This is a genomic window from Maribacter stanieri (assembly GCF_900112245.1).
In the GTDB taxonomy this organism is placed as follows: Bacteria; Bacteroidota; Bacteroidia; order Flavobacteriales; family Flavobacteriaceae; genus Maribacter; species Maribacter stanieri.
Map to the genome: position 1 here is coordinate 192,338 of NZ_FOYX01000004.1, position 22,546 is coordinate 214,883.

Annotated in this window: 23 protein-coding genes; 10 read left to right on the plus strand and 13 right to left on the minus strand. The window is 34.9% G+C overall.

What is annotated here, in order from left to right; translation table 11 throughout:
* Window positions 1-285: 285 nt before the first annotated feature.
* The 5 genes from BM296_RS17830 to BM296_RS17850 all read right to left on the minus strand — a co-directional run bounded on the left by BM296_RS17830 (window position 286) and on the right by BM296_RS17850 (window position 5,405).
* Window positions 286-798, minus strand: coding sequence for a DinB family protein (locus tag BM296_RS17830; RefSeq protein WP_027067967.1), 513 nt, complete (start codon window positions 796-798; stop codon window positions 286-288).
* A 111-nt stretch (window positions 799-909) separates the two neighbouring features.
* Window positions 910-2,538 carry an L-glutamate gamma-semialdehyde dehydrogenase gene (gene pruA / locus BM296_RS17835; protein WP_091905250.1) on the minus strand — a complete coding sequence of 543 codons (1,629 nt, stop codon included), beginning with the start codon at window positions 2,536-2,538 and terminating at the stop codon, window positions 910-912.
* Between the two features lie 81 nt (window positions 2,539-2,619).
* Window positions 2,620-3,006 (minus strand): Co2+/Mg2+ efflux facilitator ApaG/CorD, encoded by a 387-nt coding sequence (apaG, locus tag BM296_RS17840; RefSeq protein ID WP_027067965.1) that lies wholly within the window; start codon window positions 3,004-3,006, stop codon window positions 2,620-2,622.
* 5 nt (window positions 3,007-3,011) lie between these two features.
* Window positions 3,012-4,136 carry a DUF3667 domain-containing protein gene (locus tag BM296_RS17845; protein ID WP_091905253.1) on the minus strand — a complete coding sequence of 375 codons (1,125 nt, stop codon included), beginning with the start codon at window positions 4,134-4,136 and terminating at the stop codon, window positions 3,012-3,014.
* 27 nt (window positions 4,137-4,163) lie between these two features.
* The gene (locus BM296_RS17850; protein WP_091905255.1) at window positions 4,164-5,405 is read right to left on the minus strand and encodes a type IX secretion system plug protein; all 1,242 of its coding nucleotides are present in this window, start codon (window positions 5,403-5,405) and stop codon (window positions 4,164-4,166) included.
* A 153-nt stretch (window positions 5,406-5,558) separates the two neighbouring features.
* Here BM296_RS17850 and BM296_RS17855 point away from each other — a divergent pair, with 153 nt between their 5' ends.
* The 8 genes from BM296_RS17855 (at window position 5,559) to BM296_RS17890 (ending at window position 13,140) form a co-directional block, all read left to right on the plus strand.
* Window positions 5,559-6,908: a Na(+)-translocating NADH-quinone reductase subunit A gene (locus BM296_RS17855; RefSeq protein ID WP_091905259.1), complete on the plus strand. Its 1,350-nt coding sequence runs from the start codon at window positions 5,559-5,561 to the stop codon at window positions 6,906-6,908.
* A 3-nt stretch (window positions 6,909-6,911) separates the two neighbouring features.
* Complete coding sequence (locus tag BM296_RS17860; protein WP_091905262.1) at window positions 6,912-8,192, plus strand: NADH:ubiquinone reductase (Na(+)-transporting) subunit B; 1,281 nt, start codon at window positions 6,912-6,914, stop codon at window positions 8,190-8,192.
* 2 nt (window positions 8,193-8,194) lie between these two features.
* Window positions 8,195-8,947: a Na(+)-translocating NADH-quinone reductase subunit C gene (locus BM296_RS17865; RefSeq protein ID WP_091905264.1), complete on the plus strand. Its 753-nt coding sequence runs from the start codon at window positions 8,195-8,197 to the stop codon at window positions 8,945-8,947.
* Window position 8,948: 1 nt separating this feature from the next.
* Complete coding sequence (locus BM296_RS17870) at window positions 8,949-9,596, plus strand: NADH:ubiquinone reductase (Na(+)-transporting) subunit D (RefSeq protein WP_091905267.1); 648 nt, start codon at window positions 8,949-8,951, stop codon at window positions 9,594-9,596.
* A gap of 21 nt (window positions 9,597-9,617) precedes the next feature.
* Window positions 9,618-10,382, plus strand: coding sequence for an NADH:ubiquinone reductase (Na(+)-transporting) subunit E (nqrE, locus tag BM296_RS17875; protein ID WP_091905270.1), 765 nt, complete (start codon window positions 9,618-9,620; stop codon window positions 10,380-10,382).
* 2 nt (window positions 10,383-10,384) lie between these two features.
* Window positions 10,385-11,692, plus strand: coding sequence for an NADH:ubiquinone reductase (Na(+)-transporting) subunit F (gene nqrF / locus BM296_RS17880; protein WP_091905271.1), 1,308 nt, complete (start codon window positions 10,385-10,387; stop codon window positions 11,690-11,692).
* A gap of 75 nt (window positions 11,693-11,767) precedes the next feature.
* Window positions 11,768-12,130 carry a DUF8840 domain-containing protein gene (locus BM296_RS17885; RefSeq protein ID WP_091905274.1) on the plus strand — a complete coding sequence of 121 codons (363 nt, stop codon included), beginning with the start codon at window positions 11,768-11,770 and terminating at the stop codon, window positions 12,128-12,130.
* A complete protein-coding gene (locus BM296_RS17890; RefSeq protein ID WP_091905277.1) occupies window positions 12,127-13,140 on the plus strand; it encodes an FAD:protein FMN transferase in 1,014 nt (337 codons plus the stop codon). The genes BM296_RS17885 and BM296_RS17890 overlap by 4 nt, the downstream gene beginning before the upstream one ends.
* Here BM296_RS17890 and BM296_RS17895 read toward each other — a convergent pair whose 3' ends face one another.
* From BM296_RS17895 to gpmI, 3 genes are read right to left on the minus strand one after another with little or no spacing between them, the layout of a single operon-like run.
* Window positions 13,141-13,905, minus strand: a complete 765-nt coding sequence (locus BM296_RS17895) for a class I SAM-dependent methyltransferase (RefSeq protein WP_091905279.1) — start codon at window positions 13,903-13,905, stop codon at window positions 13,141-13,143.
* 9 nt (window positions 13,906-13,914) lie between these two features.
* On the minus strand, window positions 13,915-14,733 hold the full coding sequence (gene map, locus BM296_RS17900) for a type I methionyl aminopeptidase (RefSeq protein ID WP_027067953.1): 819 nt from the start codon (window positions 14,731-14,733) through the stop codon (window positions 13,915-13,917).
* A 28-nt stretch (window positions 14,734-14,761) separates the two neighbouring features.
* Window positions 14,762-16,279, minus strand: a complete 1,518-nt coding sequence (gpmI, locus tag BM296_RS17905) for a 2,3-bisphosphoglycerate-independent phosphoglycerate mutase (RefSeq protein WP_027067952.1) — start codon at window positions 16,277-16,279, stop codon at window positions 14,762-14,764.
* Window positions 16,280-16,503: 224 nt separating this feature from the next.
* Between gpmI and BM296_RS17910 the strand changes: the two genes are divergently transcribed.
* Window positions 16,504-16,896, plus strand: a complete 393-nt coding sequence (locus tag BM296_RS17910; protein ID WP_091905282.1) for an ankyrin repeat domain-containing protein — start codon at window positions 16,504-16,506, stop codon at window positions 16,894-16,896.
* A gap of 198 nt (window positions 16,897-17,094) precedes the next feature.
* The gene (locus BM296_RS17915) at window positions 17,095-17,481 is read left to right on the plus strand and encodes an ankyrin repeat domain-containing protein (protein ID WP_027067950.1); all 387 of its coding nucleotides are present in this window, start codon (window positions 17,095-17,097) and stop codon (window positions 17,479-17,481) included.
* Between the two features lie 108 nt (window positions 17,482-17,589).
* Here the strand turns inward: BM296_RS17915 and BM296_RS19490 are convergent, their stop codons facing one another.
* The 5 genes from BM296_RS19490 to BM296_RS19495 form a co-directional block, all read right to left on the minus strand.
* Window positions 17,590-17,757, minus strand: coding sequence for a DUF6747 family protein (locus BM296_RS19490; RefSeq protein WP_177214976.1), 168 nt, complete (start codon window positions 17,755-17,757; stop codon window positions 17,590-17,592).
* 136 nt (window positions 17,758-17,893) lie between these two features.
* A complete protein-coding gene (locus tag BM296_RS17920; protein WP_027067949.1) occupies window positions 17,894-18,664 on the minus strand; it encodes a M48 family metalloprotease in 771 nt (256 codons plus the stop codon).
* Window positions 18,665-18,703: 39 nt separating this feature from the next.
* Window positions 18,704-19,438, minus strand: coding sequence for a M15 family metallopeptidase (locus BM296_RS17925; RefSeq protein WP_027067948.1), 735 nt, complete (start codon window positions 19,436-19,438; stop codon window positions 18,704-18,706).
* Window positions 19,439-19,562: 124 nt separating this feature from the next.
* Complete coding sequence (locus BM296_RS17930; protein WP_091905285.1) at window positions 19,563-20,744, minus strand: T9SS type B sorting domain-containing protein; 1,182 nt, start codon at window positions 20,742-20,744, stop codon at window positions 19,563-19,565.
* 14 nt (window positions 20,745-20,758) lie between these two features.
* Window positions 20,759-22,546 (minus strand): hypothetical protein (locus tag BM296_RS19495; protein WP_218157900.1); only part of this gene is annotated, 1,788 nt, incomplete at its 5' end.

Below are 22,546 nucleotides of genomic sequence, written 5' to 3' on the forward strand. Positions count from 1 at the left end.
CTAAATGCTTGGTAATAAGCTCTTCTGTATTTCTGTACAAATAGTTTAATAGAATTCCAGGTTAACATATAAAAACTGCTTAATTGAGTACTTGTTTTTGAATTTTTCATAAGAAGTTGATTTTGAATGAACTATGAATTTCGGAAATTCTTTATTAGTTTACAATTTATTAACGTTAAATTTACATTGATATTGTTTGTAACATCGGCTCTTATTTTGAAATAATAAAAAAACGCCCAATAACTGCTTAATAGTTATTGGGCGTTTTTAATATGAATTCGGTTTTTATTTACTCCATGGTGGTACAACACCGTTTGTTCTTGCGTAGGCAATAAGTTGACCTTTATGTTCGCCGTTATGTTCCATAATGGCTAATAAACCACCTAGTTTATTAGATTTCATAAACCCGAAATCGACTTCTTCGTTTAAACTACCATCTTCTACTTTGGTAATGTTTTCAAGTACAAAATCGTTAGATTTTTTAAGAGCGGCAATGATGTTTTCTTTTCCTGTGATTTTACCCAAATTCATTACATCTACATCTTCAGGTGGCGCAAAGCCTAGTTTAGAGGCAAGAAAATAATTTCCGCCTGCTACATGCAAAAGAGCTTCGCCAACAGAACTGATGCCTTCAGCAGGTCTCCAGTCATATTTGTCCTCTGGGAATGCTTCGGCAAGTTGTATTACTTGGGCTTGATTACCTGTTAAAACTGCTTTAATTGTGTTTTGTGTTAATTCTTCTTGTGCATAAGAAAAACATCCAACAAATAAGAATGTAATTACTAGTAACTTTTTCATAGTTAAGGTTTTAAGTTGAGTGAAAATCAAAATTTATTAGAGTAATGTACTATAATTATTGAGTACAGTCAATAAAAAAGGCCGAATATGAATTCGGCCTTCTTAAATGTTTTATCCTAAAAATGGATACCTGTAATCAACTGGAGTAACAAATGTCTCCTTAATTAATCTTGGAGATACCCAGCGTAAAAGGTTTTGTGCGGAACCAGCTTTGTCATTTGTTCCAGAAGCTCTTGCTCCGCCAAATGGTTGTTGTCCAACAACAGCGCCAGTAGGTTTGTCATTGATATAGAAATTACCTGCGCAATTTTGCAGGGCTTTAGTAGCTTCATCAATAGCGTATCTATCTTGTGAAAGAACAGCACCTGTAAGTGCGTATTCAGACGTGCCATCAATTAATTTTAATGTTTCGCTCCATTCTTTGTCATCATAAACATAAATAGTTACAACAGGACCGAATAATTCAGTTTCCATAGTTGTGTATTTAGGGTCTGTAGTTAAGATAACTGTAGGTTCAATGAAATAACCTTTAGACTTGTCAAAAGAACCACCTGCGTAAACTTCTGCATTCTTGTCTTCTTTTGCTTGGGTGATGTATTTTGCCAATTTATCAAAAGAACCTTCGTGAATTACGGCGGTTATAAAATTGCTCATATCCTCAGGAGAACCTGGTTTGTTAAATGATGCAATATCAGCTTTAACATATTCTAAAATCTCTTTTGAAGTAGATTTCGGTAAATATACTCTTGATGCAGCACTGCATTTTTGACCTTGAAATTCAAATGCCCCTCTAGAAATAGCTGTGGCCACTTGTTTTGGGTTAGCCGTTGGGTGTGCAAGAATAAAATCTTTACCGCCAGTTTCACCAACAATTTTTGGATAGGTTTTGTAGGTATGAATGTTATTTCCTATTTGTTTCCAAAGTTCTTTGAATACGTGCGTAGAACCTGTAAAATGTATACCAGCAAAATCAGGGCTAGCCAATACCGTTTCGGTAATCATTACTGGGTCACCATAAACAACATTAATAACTCCGTCAGGTAAACCAGCTTCTTTAAAGATATCTACGATTACTTTTGCAGAGAATATTTGACTATCACTAGGTTTCCATACAACTACATTACCCATCATGGCGGCACTTGCAGGTAGGTTACCTGCAATAGCGGTAAAGTTGAATGGGGTAATTGCGTAAACAAAACCTTCTAATGGTCTATATTCGACTCTGTTCCATATTCCTTCTGCAGAATCTGGTTGTTGCTCATAAATTTGAGACATATATTCTACGTTAAAACGTAAAAAGTCAATCAATTCACACGCAGCATCTATTTCTGCCTGGTGAATATTTTTAGATTGCGCAATCATGGTCGCTGCGTTAATTTTTGCTCGGTAAGGGCCTGCAATTAACTCTGCCGCTTTAAGGAAAATAGCCGCTCGTTGTTCCCAAGTTAGGTTGGCCCAAGCATCTCTTGAAGTTAAACAGTTATCTATTGCAGACTGCACATGCTTTTTCTCCGCGGTATGATAAGTACCTACAATATGCTTGTGGTCGTGCGGTGGTGACATAGGCTTAGTATTGCCTGTACGTACCTCTTCTGATCCAATGTACATTGGTACATCAACCGTATCGTTGAAATATGCTTTGTATTGTTCCAAAACCGCTTCCCTCTCTGGAGATCCAGGAGCGTAGCTTTTAATTGGTTCGTTAAATGCTGTAGGAACTTGAAAAAATCCTTTACCCATTGTCAAAATTTTTAAATTAAAAAGTTGACCAAAGGTACTAAAAGGGTGTTGGACTAAAAACTATAAAAAAGGTAAAAGGATTTAGTTTAGGGCAAAAGGTGCACTAAATTTAAAAGTAGGAATGTAGACCCTGAATTTTTCGGCGTTATTTATGATTACCATATTATAATGACCTTTCATAGCACCTATAGGTGATGTTAGAAGACAGCCAGAATTATAGGTGTGAGAATCCCCAGGTTGAATTACAGGTTTTGTGCCTATAACACCTTCACCATCTAAGGTTTCCATATCATTTAAAGAATCATATATTTTCCAATGACGAGAGGTTAACTGAACAGCATCTTTACTTTGATTCTCAATGGTAATAGTATACCCAAATGCATAATGCATTTTGTAATTTTTAAAGAACGTGCCTTCAAAAGTTGTCTGAACCGATATTTTAATGCCTTTAGTGACCTGTGTTATCATCATATTTAATATGTAAATACGCTTGCAGCGATTAATATTGTTATCGCAATACCCCCTAAGATAAAAAATATTGTATTTAGGAGAAAATACTTTATAACAGTTTTAACTCTTCCTTGCTGATAGAAATTTCGCATTGCTTTATAAAGGTAGATTGCGAATATTAAAATAAATAATCCTTCACTACCAATATTGAACAAAGCGTTAATCAAATTGCTAACAATGAGCAAGATAAATAATAATGATTGATTGTGGAAACTAAAGATTAAATGATCGGTATAAGTATATTTTTTTCTGATATAGACCATCCAAATGAAGAAAGAAAAGAACGGAAGAAAGAAAAATGTGGTAATTGGAAGTTTTGAGATCAGAGAATTTAAAAATGAACCCGGTCTTCTTTCAATATCCGATAAACTATTAGCTAAGTTAAATGCCATTTCATTTTCCTTTGCTTTCGGTAAATTGAATTTAGTGACGCCCTGTTCAAAATAATTTATGGTATCGTGTTTTATAACGGTGCTAAAAAATTGAATTTTTTCAGCGAATCTTTCGGCTATTCCGCCTGAATCTATTTTTTGGAAATATAATTCTGGGTTAGATAATAGGGTAGAATCTCTTTGGCTTATTCCATTGGTAATAAACCTTTTAATTTTTAGGGAATCTAATTGGGCAAGAGCTATTTGTTTTTCTTGCTCGCTGTCAAATTCAAGCTTATTCAATTCTGTGTCAAGATTAAAAATAGGGCTATTGTTTCCTGAGCCAAATTTATTGAAAGATTCAAATTCACTATTGAAACTTATTATTAAAAAGTAAATTATGGCTAGACTTAATAGAAAACGAAAGGGGTTGGTGTATGAAAGTCGTTTGCCAGAGATATATTCATTGGTAATTTTACCTGGTCTTAAGAGCAGGGCGGCAAGTGTACGCCATAACTTAGAATCGTAAGAAAGGTAATTGGCGAGAAATTCTTCAAAAAAATCAACTAAAGTGAGTTTTTTGGTGCTGTTGGCTTGCGAGCAATTGGGGCAGTATTTATCACTTAATTCTAATGGGTGCCCACAATTAAGGCAATTTACGCCTCTATATCGCAGTTTAAATCTTCCTGATGGTTGAATAGTTGGTTTGTTTTCCATGAATCAATGAAAAACGCGAATATACAGCTAGTTGGTGATATTTCTAGAGTTGGCAGAGCCAATACCTATTATACTATCGTACATGTCTCCAAAATTTCTGTAATATACCAGTACCAAATAGTTGTTTTCGGTAAAATGAAAATTTCCGTCTACCTCGTTCAGCTTAGTTTTTTCTCCACTTTTTAAAGCGTATTTATAATTGTAGAAACCTTGTTTCATTTTTAATGTAGCTTCTAGCATACCGGTTTTTTCATTGTACACCATCTTATTTTCATCGGTAAGAGCGTAGTTGTTGAATTTGCCAAAAATGTAAACATCGTCAAGAGCTATAAACTCGGTATATGGAAGACTAAAATAAACATTGGTGTATTCCGCTTCTCTAGAAGCGTTATCTCCTTGTAGAGTTCTTATGACAAAATCACCGTTAATATCAGGAAAATAGGTGTAGGCTTTGTCATTTCTAAATCCGTCGGAAAATAAATAATGATTATAAAGGTCGGTAAGGTCTATACTTGAGATCTGTGAACTTGGCGCTCTTAGGTCGCTTGTGTCAAAAAGCAAATATTCGTTACCACCATAAAAAGCCGTTTCTTGATCGTATTTATAAACTAGTTCGCTACCCATAGTGTACTGCGGTGCTATATTGGTAATGGCAGTACCCCAATAATGATTTTGCAGTATGGCGACTTTTACTTCCTTTTTGGGGTTAATCAACCTTAATGATCCGGAGGTGATGCTAAATTGAACCACCTGCTTTTCATTGATAAAATTAAAGTCCCTAGAACGTTTTACTGAAGTAGAAACGGAAACAATGTCTTTGTAAACTACAAACCTTCTTGAAAACTGTAGATCATCATCACTATTGTAAATTTCTAAAAGGTAGTTGCCACTAACTTTTAACCTAACATTATCATTAGGTATGGTTAGTTGGTAATTAGAGTAGGATTGTAATGTGCTGTAACTATTCTCGTAATCTGTAATTCGTTGGTTGTCTACACCATCTAGATATTGTGATTTTAATAATGTAGAGGGGGTCCAATCATAATCGCAATGAACAACCTTATAGTAATAGTCTTGCTCATTGGCCAAAAGGTCATCGAATTCTAGATAAATAGGTTCCCCGATTTTAATAACAGGAAATTGGTCTTCTGTAGGTCCTTTAAAGATGATGGACTTTATGTTATTTGGTGGATTTACTTCTACTTGAACCTGGGCAACTAAATTTTGCAAAAATAATAGACAAATAAAATGTTTGAAGAAAATGCGCATTGTACCCCGTATTTTTTAAGTAAAGGTAAACAAAAACGATGCCTAAAAAATATAGCTCGTTCTAATGTCTAAATTATGGGACAATAATTATGAAAACGAAGTTTTTGTACTTAAATTTGCTCAAATTTTGATAACCTAAAGGTCTATACGCACATGTCAAAAGACATTCGAATTAAAAAAGGGCTTAACATTAATCTTGTGGGCGCCGCAGAACAGACTACTTCTAAAGCTGTTTTAAGTAATGTTTATGCTATACAATTAAGTGATTTTCACGGAATTACTCCTAAAATGATCGTAAAGCAAGGCGCCGAAGTGAAAGCGGGAGAGCCTTTGTTCTATAACAAAAACATGGAAAGCATGCTTTTTGTTTCTCCAGTAAGTGGTGAGCTTATTGAGATTGAAAGAGGGGATAGAAGACGTATTTTGACTTTAAAGATATTAGCAGATAAAACACAAGAGGCATTTTCAGGTGCAGCTTTAGATGTAGAGAAGGCGTCTAAGGAAGAGCTGAAGGCAACTTTGCTAAAAAGTGGCTGTTGGCCATTTATTAAGCAAAGACCTTATGATGTAGTGGCTAATCCTGATACAACTCCTAAGTCTATATTTATCTCTGGTTATTCAAGCGGGCCGTTACAGGCAGATTTGAATTACGTATTACAGGGTAAAGAAAAAGAATTGCAAACGGCAATTACTGCATTGGGCAAATTAACGCCAGGAAAGGTTCATGTTTCTGTTGGTTCAGCAAGTTCACCTCTTTCTTCTATGAAAGGTATTGAGTTACATAACGTTTCAGGTCCTCATCCAGCAGGTTTGGTAGGAACTCAAATAAATAAAATAGATCCTATAAATAAGGGTGAATTAGTTTGGACGGTAACTCCTCAAGATTTAATTATCATAGGTGAGTATTTGATGACAGGAAAATTCAATGCCGAGCGTGTTATTGCTCTTGCGGGGTCTTCTGTTAAAGCGCCTAAATACTACACTACGAAAATAGGGGCTGAGATTTCTACCTTTTTATATGCTAGTGGAGTAAATGAAGAAAACTTTAGGGTTATAAACGGTGATGTTCTTACAGGTTCTAAAAGTAAGCCAGATGGTTTCTTAGGTTTCTATAATAATACGGTTACGGTTATTCCAGAAGGAGATGATTATGAATTGTTTGGTTGGAATAAACCGGTTTTCGATAAAATCTCTGCTACTAGAGCGTTAACGTTCTCTTGGATGCAGCCTAATAAAAAATATGATTTAGATACCAATACTAACGGAGAGCATAGAGCTTTCGTAGTAACGGGACAATATGAAAAAGTTTTTCCGATGGATATTTTTCCAATGCAACTTTTAAAAGCTTGTATGGTAAAAGATTTGGATGAAATGGAGCAATTAGGTTTGTATGAAGTAGCTCCAGAAGATTTTTCGTTAACTGAGTTTATATGTATTTCTAAACAACCGCACCAGAAGATTATTCGCGAGGGGTTAGATTTATTGCAAAAAGAAATAGGATAAGAAATGAGTTTAAAAAGTAAATTACACGAACTTAAACTAAAGTATCAGGGTAAGAAAATGGCTCCTGCCTTTAATGCCTTTCATACTTTTTTGTTTTCTCCAGATGAAACCACACATGCAGGTGGTACACATGTAAAATCTGCGGATGATTTAAAACGTACCATGAATACGGTAATAATGGCACTGATGCCAGTGTTAATATTCTCTATGTTCAATGCGGGTTATCAGCATTTTTCTGCTATAAATGGTTTTCCGGCAGATTTTTCTTTAATGAACGATTTCCTTACATGGGATAACTTTTGGATCGGTATTATTAAGGTATTGCCATTAGTTGTTGTTTCTTACGGGGTTGGTCTTATAGTAGAATTTATTTTTGCTGTTATAAAAGGTCACGAAGTAGAAGAAGGATATTTGGTTACCGGTATGTTGGTGCCATTAATAGTTCCTATTGATACACCATTATGGATGTTGGCGGTAGCTGTAGTATTCGGTGTTGTTATCGGTAAAGAAGTTTTTGGAGGAACGGGAATGAATATCCTTAATCCTGCATTAACAATTAGAGCCTTTTTGTTCTTTGCTTATCCAACTTGGATGAGTGGTGATAAAGTATGGGTTTATGGTGCACGTGAGCGTTCAGAAGAAATTTTGGCAGGTGCGAATGTAGATGCAATTTCAGGTGAAACAATATTAGGTTACTTGGCACAGAACAAAGGTGCTGAAATGACTTATTCAGTTTCAGATATGTTCTTTGGTTTTATTCCGGGTTCATTAGGTGAAACTTCTGCTTTTCTAATTCTATTGGGAGGTTTGTTTTTGATTTTTACAAAGATTGCTAGCTGGAGAATAATGTTGAGTGCTGTTATCGGTTCATTGGTAATGGGCTTAATATTCAATCAAGTAGTTGATTTTGGATGGGTTGGCGAATCAAGTAAGTTTTACGGATTGATGAGTTTCGATTTCTGGAAACATTTAATCGTAGGTGGTCTTGCTTTTGGTATTGTATATATGGCAACAGATCCGGTTACAGGTTCTCAGACAAATAAGGGTAAATGGTACTATGGTTTCTTTATAGGTTTTATATCTGTAATGATACGTGTATTTAACCCTGCGTATCCAGAAGGTGTTTTCTTGGCTATCCTTTTGATGAATGTATTTGCACCAACAATTGATCATTATGTTGTAAGGGGTAATATTAAGAGAAGAATGAACAGATTAAAAAATGCCACTATCTATCCAAAAGATTCAGATGGTAAGGCAGAAGAACTTAAAGCTGAAACAGTTTAATTATGGCTAATAAAACAGATAGTAACGTTTATACAGTAGTATTTGCTGCTGTTATGGTTGTGGTAGTTGGTTCAATACTAGCATTCTTGGCCTCAGCATTGCGTCCTAATATTAAGGAGAACGAACGTTTTGAAAAACAACAAAACATTCTTTACGCAATGGGTGTTAATGAAAATGGCGATGATGCCGGTAGTGTAAATTTTATTCCTACAGATGTAGTAGAAGATGAGTTTGCAAGTTATATTAAAGAACAATTGGTAATTCAAGGTGACAAGATTACCGAGGATAATGAGGCTTATTTAATTGATTTAAAAAAGCAACTAGCTAATATCAAAAAAGGTGAAGATTACAAATTACCAGTTTTTATAGGAGAAAAAGATGGTAAGAAGTTTTATATCATTCCTATGTATGGTAAAGGACTATGGGATGCCATTTGGGGTTTCATTGCTTTAGACGATACAATGACGGTTCAAGGTGTGTATTTTGACCATAAAGGGGAAACACCTGGTTTAGGTGCCAACATTAAAATGCGTTATTTTATGGACGATTTTAAAGGGGAGACTATTTTAAATGGTACACAATACGCAGGTATAGATGTAGCAAAGGGTAACAATGATCCTTTAAATAATACTAAAGATGATAATGAAGTAGATGCCTTAGCGGGAGCTACGATTACAGGTAACGGTGTTTCTGCTATGATAAGAGAAACTGTTAAATTATATAAACCTTATTTAGAAACAATTAGAGCAAAGTAATATGGCACTACTATCAAAAAAAGATACAAATCTTATTACGGATCCGTTAGCCGATAACAACCCTATTACCATTCAGGTTTTAGGTATTTGTTCTGCGTTAGCTATTACGGCAGAATTAAAGGCATCATTGGTGATGGCAATATCTGTAATGTTCGTTTTAGGTGCGGGTAACGTGGTAATCTCATTAATGAGAAACATCATCCCTTCAAAAATTAGAATTATTGTTCAGCTTATCGTTGTGGCAACGTTGGTAATTATTGTAGATCAAGTGCTTAAAGCTTACGCTTACGAATTAAGTAAGACCCTAGCAGTATTCGTTGGTCTAATTATTACTAACTGTATAATAATGGGTCGTTTTGAAGCATTTGCTTTGGCGAACGGACCATGGCGTTCATTTTTGGACGGAATTGGAAACTCTTTAGGTTATGGGGTTATTTTGGTTATCGTAGGGTTCTTTAGAGAACTTTTAGGTTCAGGTACACTTTTTGGATATCCGGTTTTGGGTGATCCAATTATGAAAACTGGTTTATATGCTACGGGATATGAAAATAATGGTTTTATGATTATACCGCCAGCAGCATTAATAGTTGTAGGTATTATAATTTGGGTGCAACGCTCAAGAAACCCAGCACTTGTAGAAGAGAATTAACAAGACATTTAAGTAGAAATTATGTTAGAACATGTAGAATTATTTTTTAAGTCCATCTTTATCGATAACATGGTATTTGCCGTGTTCTTGGGGATGTGTTCTTATTTAGCGGTATCCAAAAAAGTGGCTACTGCAGTTGGTTTAGGTGCTGCTGTTATATTCGTATTGGCGGTTACTGTACCAATGAATTGGTTGTTAGATAAATATTTATTGCAAGACGGTGCCTTAGTTTGGTTAGGTCCAGAGTATGCCGATTACAACCTTAGCTTTTTATCATTTATTCTATTTATTGCGACCATTGCTACAATGGTACAATTGGTAGAGATTGTAGTTGAGAAATTCTCACCTTCTTTATATAACTCATTGGGTATATTCTTACCGTTGATTGCGGTTAACTGTGCAATTCTTGGTGGTTCTTTATTCATGCAAGCTAGAGAAATTGAAACATTAGGTTTAGCATTCAATTATGGTGTTAGTTCTGGTATTGGCTGGTTCTTGGCAATTTTAGCAATTGCTGCTATACGTGAGAAAATTAGATATAGTAATGTTCCTGCTCCCTTAAGAGGTTTGGGTATTACATTTATTATTACTGGTTTAATGGGTATTGGCTTTCAAAGTTTTGGAGGTATGTTAACCGGTGGCGGTGATGATGCAGAAGAGGCTAACGAGCAAGTTAACCAAGTTTTACAACCAGAGGTAATAGCACCTTCAGAAGAAGAGATAGTAGTAGAAGAGAACAAAGAAATTGACGAAAAAGTTATTTCTTATAACGACGTAAATAAATAAACATGATTTTAGCTGCAAGTACTGGCGGAACTATAGTAATAACCGTTGTCGCATTTCTAATACTTTTAATGGTGTTAGTGGCATTACTTCTGTTTACTAAACAAAAACTTTCTCCATCTGGTCCTGTTACCATTACTATTAACGGAGAGAAGAAAATTGAAGTAGCTTCTGGTGGATCTTTGTTATCAACCTTAGGTAATCAAAAAGTATTTTTACCATCTGCCTGTGGTGGTGGTGGAACATGCATTCAATGTGAGTGTCATGTACTTTCTGGTGGAGGCGAAGCTTTACCTACCGAAACACCACACTTTTCTAAGAAAGAATTGAACCATGGTGCACGTTTAGCTTGTCAGGTTAAAGTGAAGCAAGACATGGAAATCACCATTCCAGAAGAGGTATTTGGTATTAAAAAATGGCCTGCGAAAGTTGTTCGTAATTATAACGTAGCATCTTTTATTAAAGAATTTGTAGTTGAAATTCCAGAAGATATGGGCTACAAAGCAGGTGGTTATATTCAAATTGAGATTCCTGAGTGCGAAGTAAAATATGCAGATATTGATATAACAGCGCACCCAGAAGAGCATGAAACTCCTGATAAATTTCAAGCAGAGTGGGATAAGTTCAACCTTTGGCCTTTGGTAATGAAGAATCCAGAAACGGTTGAAAGAGCATATTCAATGGCATCTTTTCCTGCAGAAGGTAGAGAAATTATGTTGAATGTACGTATTGCTACTCCGCCATGGGATCGATCAAAGAATGGATGGATGGATGTGAACCCAGGTGTGGCTTCATCTTATATTTTTAATTTGAAACCAGGTGACGATTGTACTATTTCTGGACCTTACGGTGAATTCTTCATAAATGAGTCAGATTCTGAAATGTTATATGTAGGTGGTGGTGCAGGTATGGCGCCAATGCGTTCTCATTTATATCACCTATTCAAAACATTAAAGACTAAAAGAAAAGTTACTTATTGGTACGGTGGTCGTTCTAAAAGAGAATTATTCTATTTAGATCATTTTTACAAATTGGAAGAAGAGTTCCCGAATTTCAAATTTTACTTAGCATTATCTGAACCACAAGAAGAAGATAATTGGAAGGTAAAAGAAAATATTGATGCACCAGGAGATGGTTTCGTAGGTTTTATACATAATTGTGTTATAGATAACTACTTAAGTCTTCATGAGTCTCCAGAAGATATTGAATTATATTTTTGTGGACCGCCGTTGATGAACAAAGCAGTTCAGAAAATGGGTGAAGATTTCGGTATCCCTGATGAACATATACGTTTTGATGACTTTGGTGGATAAACTTAAAGTCTTAGAATTGATAAAAAAACTAACCGATATGTAATGTATCGGTTTTTTTATAAAAAGTATTTTAATATGCATGTATTAACAGAACAAGAACTTCATAACTTGGCAATGAATATTGTTGGGAAGAAATTAGAAGATGAAGGCTTTGAATTTCTAGCCGTTAACAGTGAATTACGTAAAAATCCGCAATTTGTTTGTACAAAGGATAAGAAGATGCGTTTTGTTGTGGTAAAGGCAATTGAATACCCTGGTGATCCCAAGGATTTGGATTTCTTCATGTCCGATCTTAAGAAAATGAAAGAACACGCAGAAAAATTTGAGGCTACAACTTTTTATGCAGGTGTTGGTTTGGTAAATGCTACAGATCATAATTTACCTGTGTATTTAGATGAGGAATATATTGTTGATTATGATGGTTTAGTTGAGATATGAAGAAATATTTTTTAGTAGTTATTGTTGTTTTAGGATTGTTTCAATCATGTAAGCAAAGTAACAGTGTTGGTGTTCGGAATGAAAATATGGGGGGTGCTTTAGGAACATCTTATAGTATTATTTCAATTACATCGGATAAAATTGATTTACAAAAAGAAATTGATTCTGTATTTGCAGTAATTAATCACTCTCTATCTACCTATATTCCTGAATCGGATATTTCTAGAATCAATAAGGGAGATAGTACTGTTGTTGTCGATGAAATGTTCAGGGAAGTTTTCAATCTCTCAAAGGAGATCAATAAGGAGACAAATGGCTTTTTTGATCCTACTGTAGGTACACTTGTAAATGCATGGGGATTTGGACCAGAACGCCAAATATCTATGGATAGCCTTAAGATAGATAGTCTGTTGAATTTTGTTGGTTTGGATAAAATTCTAATTGATGATACCAATCGTATAATTAAAACAAATCCGAATATTTATTTAGATTTCAATGCCATTGCAAAAGGATATTCTATAGATAGGCTTGCGGCAATGCTTGATGCCAAGGGTATTAATAACTATTTAATTGAAGTAGGTGGTGAATTGGTAGCTAAAGGGAAAAATACTATTAAAGATAAATCTTGGGTTGTTGGTATTGATGATCCAGAGATGCAAGTAAAAAGAGCTACTAAAATATTGATTAATTTAAATGATAGGGCATTAGCCTCTTCTGGCAATTATCGTAAGTTTAGAGTTGATGAGACTACGGGAAAAAAGTATGTGCACACTGTAAATCCTAAGACGGGATATACACAGATTTCTAATACATTAGCTGTAACCATATTGGCAGATGATTGTGCAACTGCAGATGCTTATGCAACTGCATTTATGGCTATGGATTTAAGTGATGCTTTTAAGTTGATCAATGAGAATAAAAGGTTAGAAGCCTATATTATTTATGTAGATGAAAAGGGTGAGACACAAGAATTTTTAACCAAAGGATTTAAAGAGTTTGTAGTTGAATAACTATTTCTTTACTAAGGGAATTATCTCGCCATTTGCTAAGCGATATCTATTAATTTCTTCTTGACTCATTAGTTTGGTGAAATTTATTTCTTCTACTTTAAAACCTATATCTCTTAATTTGTTAAAATAGTCTCTGCCGTAAATTCTAACATGATCATATTGACCAAATATTTTAGCACGTTCAATTTTGTCCGTAATGGTATTGTCCTCAAAAGTTTCTTCTCTATTTAAATCTTGGGGAATTTGAAAGATACCCCAGCCACCAGGTTTTAAAATTCTATATAATTCAGACATGGCTTTTGTATCATCAGGGATGTGCTCTAATACATGATTGCAAAGAATAACATCGAACATGTCATCTTCAAAAGGAAGGTTGCAGATATCTGCCTTAACGTCTGCTAGAGGCGAATTTAAATCTGTCGTAACATAATTTAGGTTTTTGAGTTTTCTAAACCTTTTGTAAAACGCTTGTTCTGGTGCAAAATGTAATACATGTAATGGAGCGGTGAAAAAATTAGTCTCCTCTTTTAGAAATAGCCATAATAAACGATGGCGTTCTAAAGAAAGCGTAGAGGGAGAAAGCACATTATCGCGCGGGTTCTCATACCCGTAGGGTAAAAAACTGCGAAAAGTATTGCCGTCTATAGGATCTTGATAAGTATCACCTTTATAATAAGCTTTAAAAAAAGGTTTTACTAAATAGCTAAGCGATATTAATACAGGCCTTGGGATAAGGTTTAGAAAAAATTTAAAAATTTTCTTCATTTGTATTTACTAAGCTTTAATAGTAGAAGCAGTAAATTCATCTTCTTCGTCGCTCACAATACCTAAAGCTTCGTAAATATATTTGAAAGTTGATAATAGTTGTGGTTTACCGTTAACAATGGCAACATCATGTTCAAAGTGAGCACTTGGTTTACCATCAGCAGTAAGAATTGTCCAACCGTCTTTAAGTTGCTTAATATTTTTTGTACCCATATTGGTCATAGGTTCTATAGCAACAGTCATTCCTTCAGCAAATTTTTTACCTCTACCGCGTCTACCATAATTAGGCATTTCTGGACCCTCGTGCATTTTTCTACCTAAACCATGACCTACTAATTCGCGTACTACACCATAACCATGGTCTTCTGTGAATTTCTGAATAGCATAACCAACATCTCCAACTCGGTTTCCTACCTTAAATTCACGTATACCAACATACAAAGACTTTTTAGTGACCTCTAATAACTTTTTAATTTCAGGGGAAACTTCTCCTACTTCAAAAGTATAAGCGTGATCGCCGTAAAAATCATTTTTTAATGCCCCACAATCTATAGAGATGATATCTCCCTCAACTAAAGGGGTGTTATTTGGAATACCATGAACTACCTGAGCGTTAGGACTCATACATAACGAGTTTGGGAAATCATATAATCCCAAAAATCCAGGTACCGCACCGTGATCTCGTATAAAAGTTTCAGCCAAAGTGTCTAAGTGTAGTGTTGTAACACCCGGTTTTACCTCTGAAGCAATCATTCCTAAGGTTTTAGAAACAATTAGCGCACTCTCTCGCATTAATTCAATCTCTTCGGCTGTCTTTAATTTTATCATACTAATATACTTTCTGTTGTGCCCAAATTTATACCAATGAATTCTGGGTCATAAATTTAGATTTTTCAATACCCATTAATTTTAAAATAGTGGGTGCTATATCTCCTAAGACACCATCTTTTATTTGGTGTATATCTTTATCTACTAATATTAGCGGAACTGGGTTGGTGGTATGCGCTGTATTTGGGCTACCATCTTCATTTACCATTGTTTCGCAGTTACCATGATCTGCAATAACAATTACTGAGTAATCTTTTTCAATGGCTGCAGTAATTACATCGTTAGCACATTTATCAACTGTTTCGCAAGCTTTTATAGCAGCTTCCATTACACCTGTATGACCAACCATATCAGGATTTGCAAAGTTCAAGCAAATAAAATCTACATCACCCTTTTTAATTTCTGGTATAATTTTATCCCTAATTTCATACGCACTCATTTCTGGTTGCAGATCATAAGTGGCAACTTTTGGTGATGGGCATAATATACGTGACTCACCTTCAAAAGGAACTTCTCTTCCGCCATTGAAAAAGAAAGTTACGTGAGGGTATTTTTCAGTTTCGGCAATTCGTATTTGCTTTTTGCCGGCATTAGATATGACCTCGCCTAAAGTTTCAATAATATTATCTTTATTGTAAACTACATGTACATTATTGTAAGATTCATCATAGTTGGTTAGCGTAACATAATATAAGTTAAGCTTATGCATATTTTGTTCATGCATATCTACTTGACTTAGTACTTGAGTTAGCTCTCTACCACGATCTGTTCTAAAATTGAAGAAGATTACGACGTCATCTTCTTTTACAGATGCAATTGGTGTACCATCTGTGCTGGTCATTACAATTGGTTTTATAAACTCATCGGTAATATCATTGTCGTAACTTTTTTGAATGGTTTTACCAATGTCAGTAGATTTTTCACCTACTGCATTTACAATGACATCATATGCTTCTTTAACGCGCTCCCATCGTTTATCACGATCCATAGCGTAATATCTACCAATTACAGTAGCTAACTTTGTGTTTTTATCTGCACCAAAGTGTACAATATCTTCTAAAAAACCTTTACCACTTTTTGGATCTACGTCTCTACCATCAGTAAAGGCATGTAAATACATGTTCTCTACACCAGATTCTTTACCAGCGGTAATTAATCCTTTAATATGATTGGTATGGCTATGCACCCCACCATCACTTAAAAGACCTAGAAAGTGAACATTCTTATTATTCTTTTTGGCGTATTCAAAAGCAGTTTTTAAAACAGGCTCAGAACTTAAGGTGTTTTCTTTAACCGCTTTGTTGATTTTTGCTAGATCTTGATAAACAATTCTACCAGCCCCTAAATTCATGTGTCCTACTTCGCTATTTCCCATCTGACCTTCAGGTAGGCCAACATTCATACCATCGGTAAGTAAGTTAGAATTAGCGTATTTAGTATATAAACTATCAATAAAAGGAGTGTTGGCTTTATCTACGGCAGATACAGCTGGATCAGGAGATTTACCCCAACCATCTAATATCATTAAGATTACTTTTTTGTTCATCTTTCAAAAGGTTTTAGGATAACAAAAATACTATGTTCTATTAAGTTAAGCTACTAGATTACATACCTTTTTTATATAGATAGTGTATCGCAACATATTTTCATGATGGGTGAAGATTTGTTTGTTAAAGTTTAGTTATAACAATGTTAAAGATTGAAACAATTTAGATTAGTTGGCGTCTTATAAGTGTACACTATTGTACTCATCAATTAAAATCAATCATCATGAAAAAAGTAATTCTTACATTATCAATGGTAGCTCTTACCATGGGGTCAACAGTAATGGCTTCTGAAACCGCAAATTCAACATTAACTTTTAATACAGAACTTGTTTCCAAGGTCGATATTAGTTCATTTTGTAAAGCAGTTATACAAGGAGATTTAGAGACCGTTGAACGTTTAATCGATTTAGGTGAAGACGTTAATCAAAAATCTTTGGGTATGACGCCGGCAATGTTTGCTGCCCGCTATAACAAAGCAAACATTTTAAAGGTGTTAATAGCTAGTGGTGCCGATTTGAATATGAAGAGTAGTCAAGGGTATACGGCTAAACGTTATGCAGAACTTTCAAATGCGGCAGAGGCTCTTGAATTAATTGAAATAGCAGTAGGAAGCTAAGTCCATTTTAAAATATTTCTACTTGTAGAAACTAAACCCTATGCCCCGATTTTTAAAGAAATTGAGGTATAGGTTTTTTTTAGTATTTTTTAATTGTTAAATATTTATTATTTCTTTCTTAATTACATGATATTAACATAATTATATATGTAAATTTATGTAATCAATAAAATTATTAATCAAAACAATATAAATATTATGAAAAAATCAATTTCAATTTTGTTATTCATTAGCGTGTTTACATTAACAGGAGTTTATGCAAATAATAGTAATCTCATCAATTTAAACGAATCAATATCTGTTTCGGTCAATGATGAAATTAGCTCATTGTGCAAGGCGGTAATGAAAGGGGATATTGACCAAGTTAGAAGTCTTATCGCTATAGGGGAAGAATTAAATGAAAAGTCTTTAGGACTTACACCTGCAATGTACGCTGCCAGATATAATAAGGCAGAAGTATTAAAAGTGTTATTGCTAAACGGGGCAAACCTTAATATTAAAAGTGATCAAGGGTATACAGCTAAAGAATATGCTAAAATGTCTAATGCAAAAGATGTGCTAAGTGTAATAAATGAAAATTCTTAGTATTTAAATTTTTAAATTAAAAAGGGCTCATTGAAATTTCAATGAGCCCTTTTTTAAATAATACATAATTCTACTCCAAATAGTGTTCAGGTAAAAGAGTAAAAGACGTTAAAAATCAAATCCGTTTGCAGCTCTTATGACAAAAGCATACAGTGCCATAAATATCATTAGGGCACAAAATACTGAGTAGACTTTTAAAATTGCAACCAATATTTCTGGTTTACAGTTTTCAAACGCCTGCACGTATAAATTCTTGAAATGTGTAATTGTTCCCATTATAGTGTTCTTCTATGATTAAATCATAGCTATAAAGGCAATTCATAAATGGCAAAATAAGCTTGGGACTTACTCAAATTTACAAAAATATAAATAGCAAGGTATGTGCTCTAGACAAAGTGCACAAAAAATCCGATTAACCCTGGTTTTTGTACTTGTCTATGGCTTCTTTAATTTTTTCTATTCTATTTTCTGGATCAGGGTGGGTACTTTGAAACTCAGGAGTACGATCAGGACCGCCTGCTGCTTTTAAAATTTCCATTACTTTAATCATTTCATAAGGATCGTAACCAGATTGTATCATGAACAATACGCCAAGCTCATCACTTTCCAATTCATCACCACGTCCATTTTTTAAAAGTGTGTTCTGACCAATACTACCTAAAATACTACCCATATCACCAGCGCCAACTGTTGCACCCATGGTTGCTGTCTGCCAAGTTTGACTATCTGCAATTCTTTCTGCAGAATGTCTACCAATAACATGACCAATTTCATGACCTAAAACTCCGGCCAATTGAGCTTCGTTTAGTTGAGAAAATAAAGCATAGGTTATAAAGCATTGTCCACCAGGTAATGCAAAAGCATTTATGGTCTGGTCATCTGCCAATAAATGAAAATCATACTGATATGGTGTTTCTCTAGCAATACTATTTTGAACTAACTTATTACCCACAGATTCAACAAAAGATTGTAAACGTTGATCAGGATAAAGACCACCATGTTGCTGCGCCATTTCTGGAGCACTTTGTAAGCCAATGGCAATTTCTTGATCAGAAGTCATAGTAATATGCTGGGATCTCCCTGTGTAAGGGTTCTCTTCAGTATTGCTGCATTTTTGTATAAATGCGAAGGCAACAATTGCCAAACCAATAAAAATTCTAATTTTCCAACTTCCTCTTCTCATGGTAATGTGTTATAGTACAGGCTCTAAAGTACAAAATGCTTATAATAGGTCACTATTAATATCTAAAACATTATTTTGAATGTAAGATTTTAAAAATCCCATTGTAAAATTATCTGCTCCGTAAAAATCTTCTCGAATAAGAATTGATGCGATATTCTTGCTTCTAAATTGCTCAAGCATTGGTATGGATAATGGTGCGTAGCTATAATGCCAAGGTTCATATTTAAACCCTCTTCTTTTAGGGTCATCTGTGTATACTAGGTAAAAACCGTAGGTTTCGGAATTTTCATCCATCCATTTTTTGAAGTCAACGTAAGGGCCTTCCCCTTCAAACTTATGAGGAACCAAAACATCACCCTCTACTTTTCTGTAACCATCAACCACATCAATATCGGTACCCCAATGATGTCTACTTGTACCTGGTATGGTAGAATATTCAATTATTTTATCAATAGCATCTGTAGGGTTCATGCCATCATCATCTGTATATTTTAAAAATTTGCGCTCAAAAATTGCTTCTTGCCTATCGTAATTTCTAAAGCTTGAAACTATTTTAAGGTCAATGCCATCTTTGTATGCTGCTTTTTTCATTTCAACAAAGGCATCATGAGCTTCTTTTCTAAGATTAATGTCTTTTCCATAAAGCTCAATATCCTCTTTTCCCATAAGTTCTAAAATGGAATATTCGGTATCTTCTTGAATAAAAAAAGTTGGGGCAATGGCTAGTGCCAAAGCAGCTGAACTGCTTCTGTTGATAAATGTTCTTCTCTGCATAACTCTATATTGGTGTTATTTAATACAAAAGATTTGCCAAACTTGATCAAAATGAAAAAACTTTTGAAATTGGTAAATCATGCAATGTAAAAGTAGTGAATCTTGAACTTAAAAGATTTTAGTATCAATTTTCTTCATAAGTAGTAAGGTATAAATACCCTTGATGTTTAATGTTTAAATCGTTCAAGGTTATTATGTAATAGTAAATACCAGAAGGTAAACCTATATTTTTAGCTATTACACCATTAACATTAGAAATACCATTAAACTCATTGTTATAATTCTTCAATGAGAATACCATTCTACCGTACCTATTAAATATTTGCAAGGCATTATTTGGAGAATTTTCTATACCCTCTATAATGAGATAATCATTTATACCATCACCATTAGGTGTCATATAATAATTATCTAAAGTAATATTATCTAAAGCTTCAAATATATCTGAATTGCCCCCAATGGTCAAAATTTCATAATCGTTAGGTATAAATTCTTCGGAAGTAATAGAACCATTACTAAAATCACCTTCAACATTGGTGTTACCCAGGCTAACCCAAACTTTATCAATTACGCTCCAACCAACAACTTTTAAATCAGAAATGAAGTCACCGAAAAAATTAGCATTACTGTCTTCGTCCCAGGTCAATGTCACTTTAGAAGGAACGCTACCTTCTAAATGCCAAAATTCATATTCACTTACAGATAAAAATTCGTTCTCTTTTAAACTGGTGTCGAAACTGGTGCCAACTATACTTGGGGTGTTAGGGTCTTCGAAATAGTATGCAGATTTGGCATAATCGTTAGAGCTAATGGATTCTATACTTAACGGACGTAATTTGCCATATTGGCCAATTGGAAATGTAAATTCAGTCTTTTTACTTATTGCAGCATAACCGTCTACCTTTGTATTATCACCTTCTCCAATATAAAAAGAGTCGTTTAAGAAGTTGATGTTTACTTCAGATGAAGCTCTAGAAGTAATTATATCTCCTGAAATTAGATTGGCATTATTTAAAACACCTACCGTATTGTCTACATAAAGGTCATTGTCTACGGCAACCTCAAAGTCATAGAAGACTGGGTTAGAGCCACCAGAAATTGTAAGCGCCTTATCCATAGAATAAAAACCTACTAAGCCTTTATTTTGATTAAATGCTCCATTGTTAATGACATCCATATGAAAACCAACAATACCCAAATTGTGAATTTGAATATTACCATAGTTATGCACAGCATCTTGAGCATTTGTTACCAAACAAATACCTGTCGTAATTAGTAGAAATAGATAAATAGAAATTTTTTTCATACTTAATTTAGATATTATTTTCTCCAAGCAATTTCTATAAGTGTTTCTGGATAATCAACACTTGTACCATTACAGTATGCCTGAATAAAATCACCTTCATTAATATCAACGTTAAGCGTATTGTTGTGGTTACCTTGAATACCGGTCATTGTTATTGATGCAATTACGGTAGTAGCATCATTTTTTCTGACTTCGAACGTCCATGTTTGATCAATGTCAGATTGAGCAGATATTGCGGTTATTGTTCCGTTTCTCACCATGCGCCAGCCATTTTGATTGGATAAAGCTCCATTAAATTGACGTAAATACTCGTTGCTTGTATTATTGCTGTTTCTACCCCAACCTACCATAGTTCTATCTATACTTAGCCATTTAGACCTCGTGCCGTCGTATATATAAAGAATTCCGTCATCATTAGAAACAAACATTTGTCCTCCGCTAGTACCAGTAGGAGTAGATGTACTTGGTTCAATTTTTAATGGAACACCTGTATCACTTTTAACATGTAAACTAGCATCCACCGTGCCTGAAGAGAAATCACCGATACCTACATTTTGTGAGTCATCAATTCTCATGGCTTCAGTTCCCGCAGTGGAGAAACCTAGTTCGTCTGTGTCTGCTCTATACATTCCTGTATTACCATCCTCATTAAAACGATAAGCCGGTGAACCTGCTGTGCCATTGGCATTAGCAAATGACGTAGCTCTTACTTGCCCATTAACTTGTAATTTATGGGTAGGAGAAGCAGTTCCTATCCCTAATCTATTATTGCTGTTGTCCCAAAATAATTGAGAGTTGTTCTCTGATGGCTTATTGTCTGCCCCTGCAAAGAATATAGAACCTGTAGTTCCTGTATGTGATAAGTCTGAAAGAGGAATATCTAAGTCCCCGTTAGAATCCGTTATTCTTAAGTAATCAGTACCAGCTACATCAACAGTAGAAAAGCCTGTGTTAGTTTCGTTGGTGATGCTACCATCAACTTCAGTGAAGTTATTTATAATACTATATGGTAATGCGCTAGAACCATCTCCTGTTATTGCAATTCCTGCACCTGCTATTATCTCCGTATGCGCTAAATCCGAGATTTGCGATTCGGTAATAGTTAATGCAGTTTCATGTTGGGTAACGTTGGACTCTTGCACCCGAGCATCAGCTAAGGCACCTGAAGTTAAATCCCCAGCATCAGTTGTATGTGCGCCTGTACTGTAATTGTTATTGGCAACAAAAGCATCCACTTCCGCTTCAGAAAGTTGCGTGTTTGTATCGACTGTATGTGCTAAATCAGAGATTTGCGATTCAGTGATAGTTAAAGCAGTTTGATGCTGAGTTATGTTTGATTCTTGAACACGAGCATCAGCTAAGACACCTATGGTTAAATCCGCCGCATCCGTTGTATGCGCGCCTGTACTATAATTGTTATTGGCAACAAAAGCATCTACTTCAGCTTCTGTTAAGTTCGTATCGACCGTATGCGCTAAATCAGAGATTTGCGATTCAGTGATGGTCAAGGCAGTTTCATGTTGTGTAACATTTGATTCTTGAACTCTTGCATCAGCTAATAAACCCGAAGTTAAATCCGCCGCATCCATTGTATGCGCACCTGTACTGTAATTGTTATTGGCAACAAAGGCATCCACCTCAGCTTCGGATAGTTGCGTATTGGTGTCTACTGTATGTGCTAAATCCGAGATTTGCGATTCAGTGATGGTCAAAGCAGTTTCATGTTGTGTAACATTTGATTCTTGTACACGAGCATCAGCTAAGACGCCAGAAGTTAAATCCGCCGCATCCGTTGTATGCGC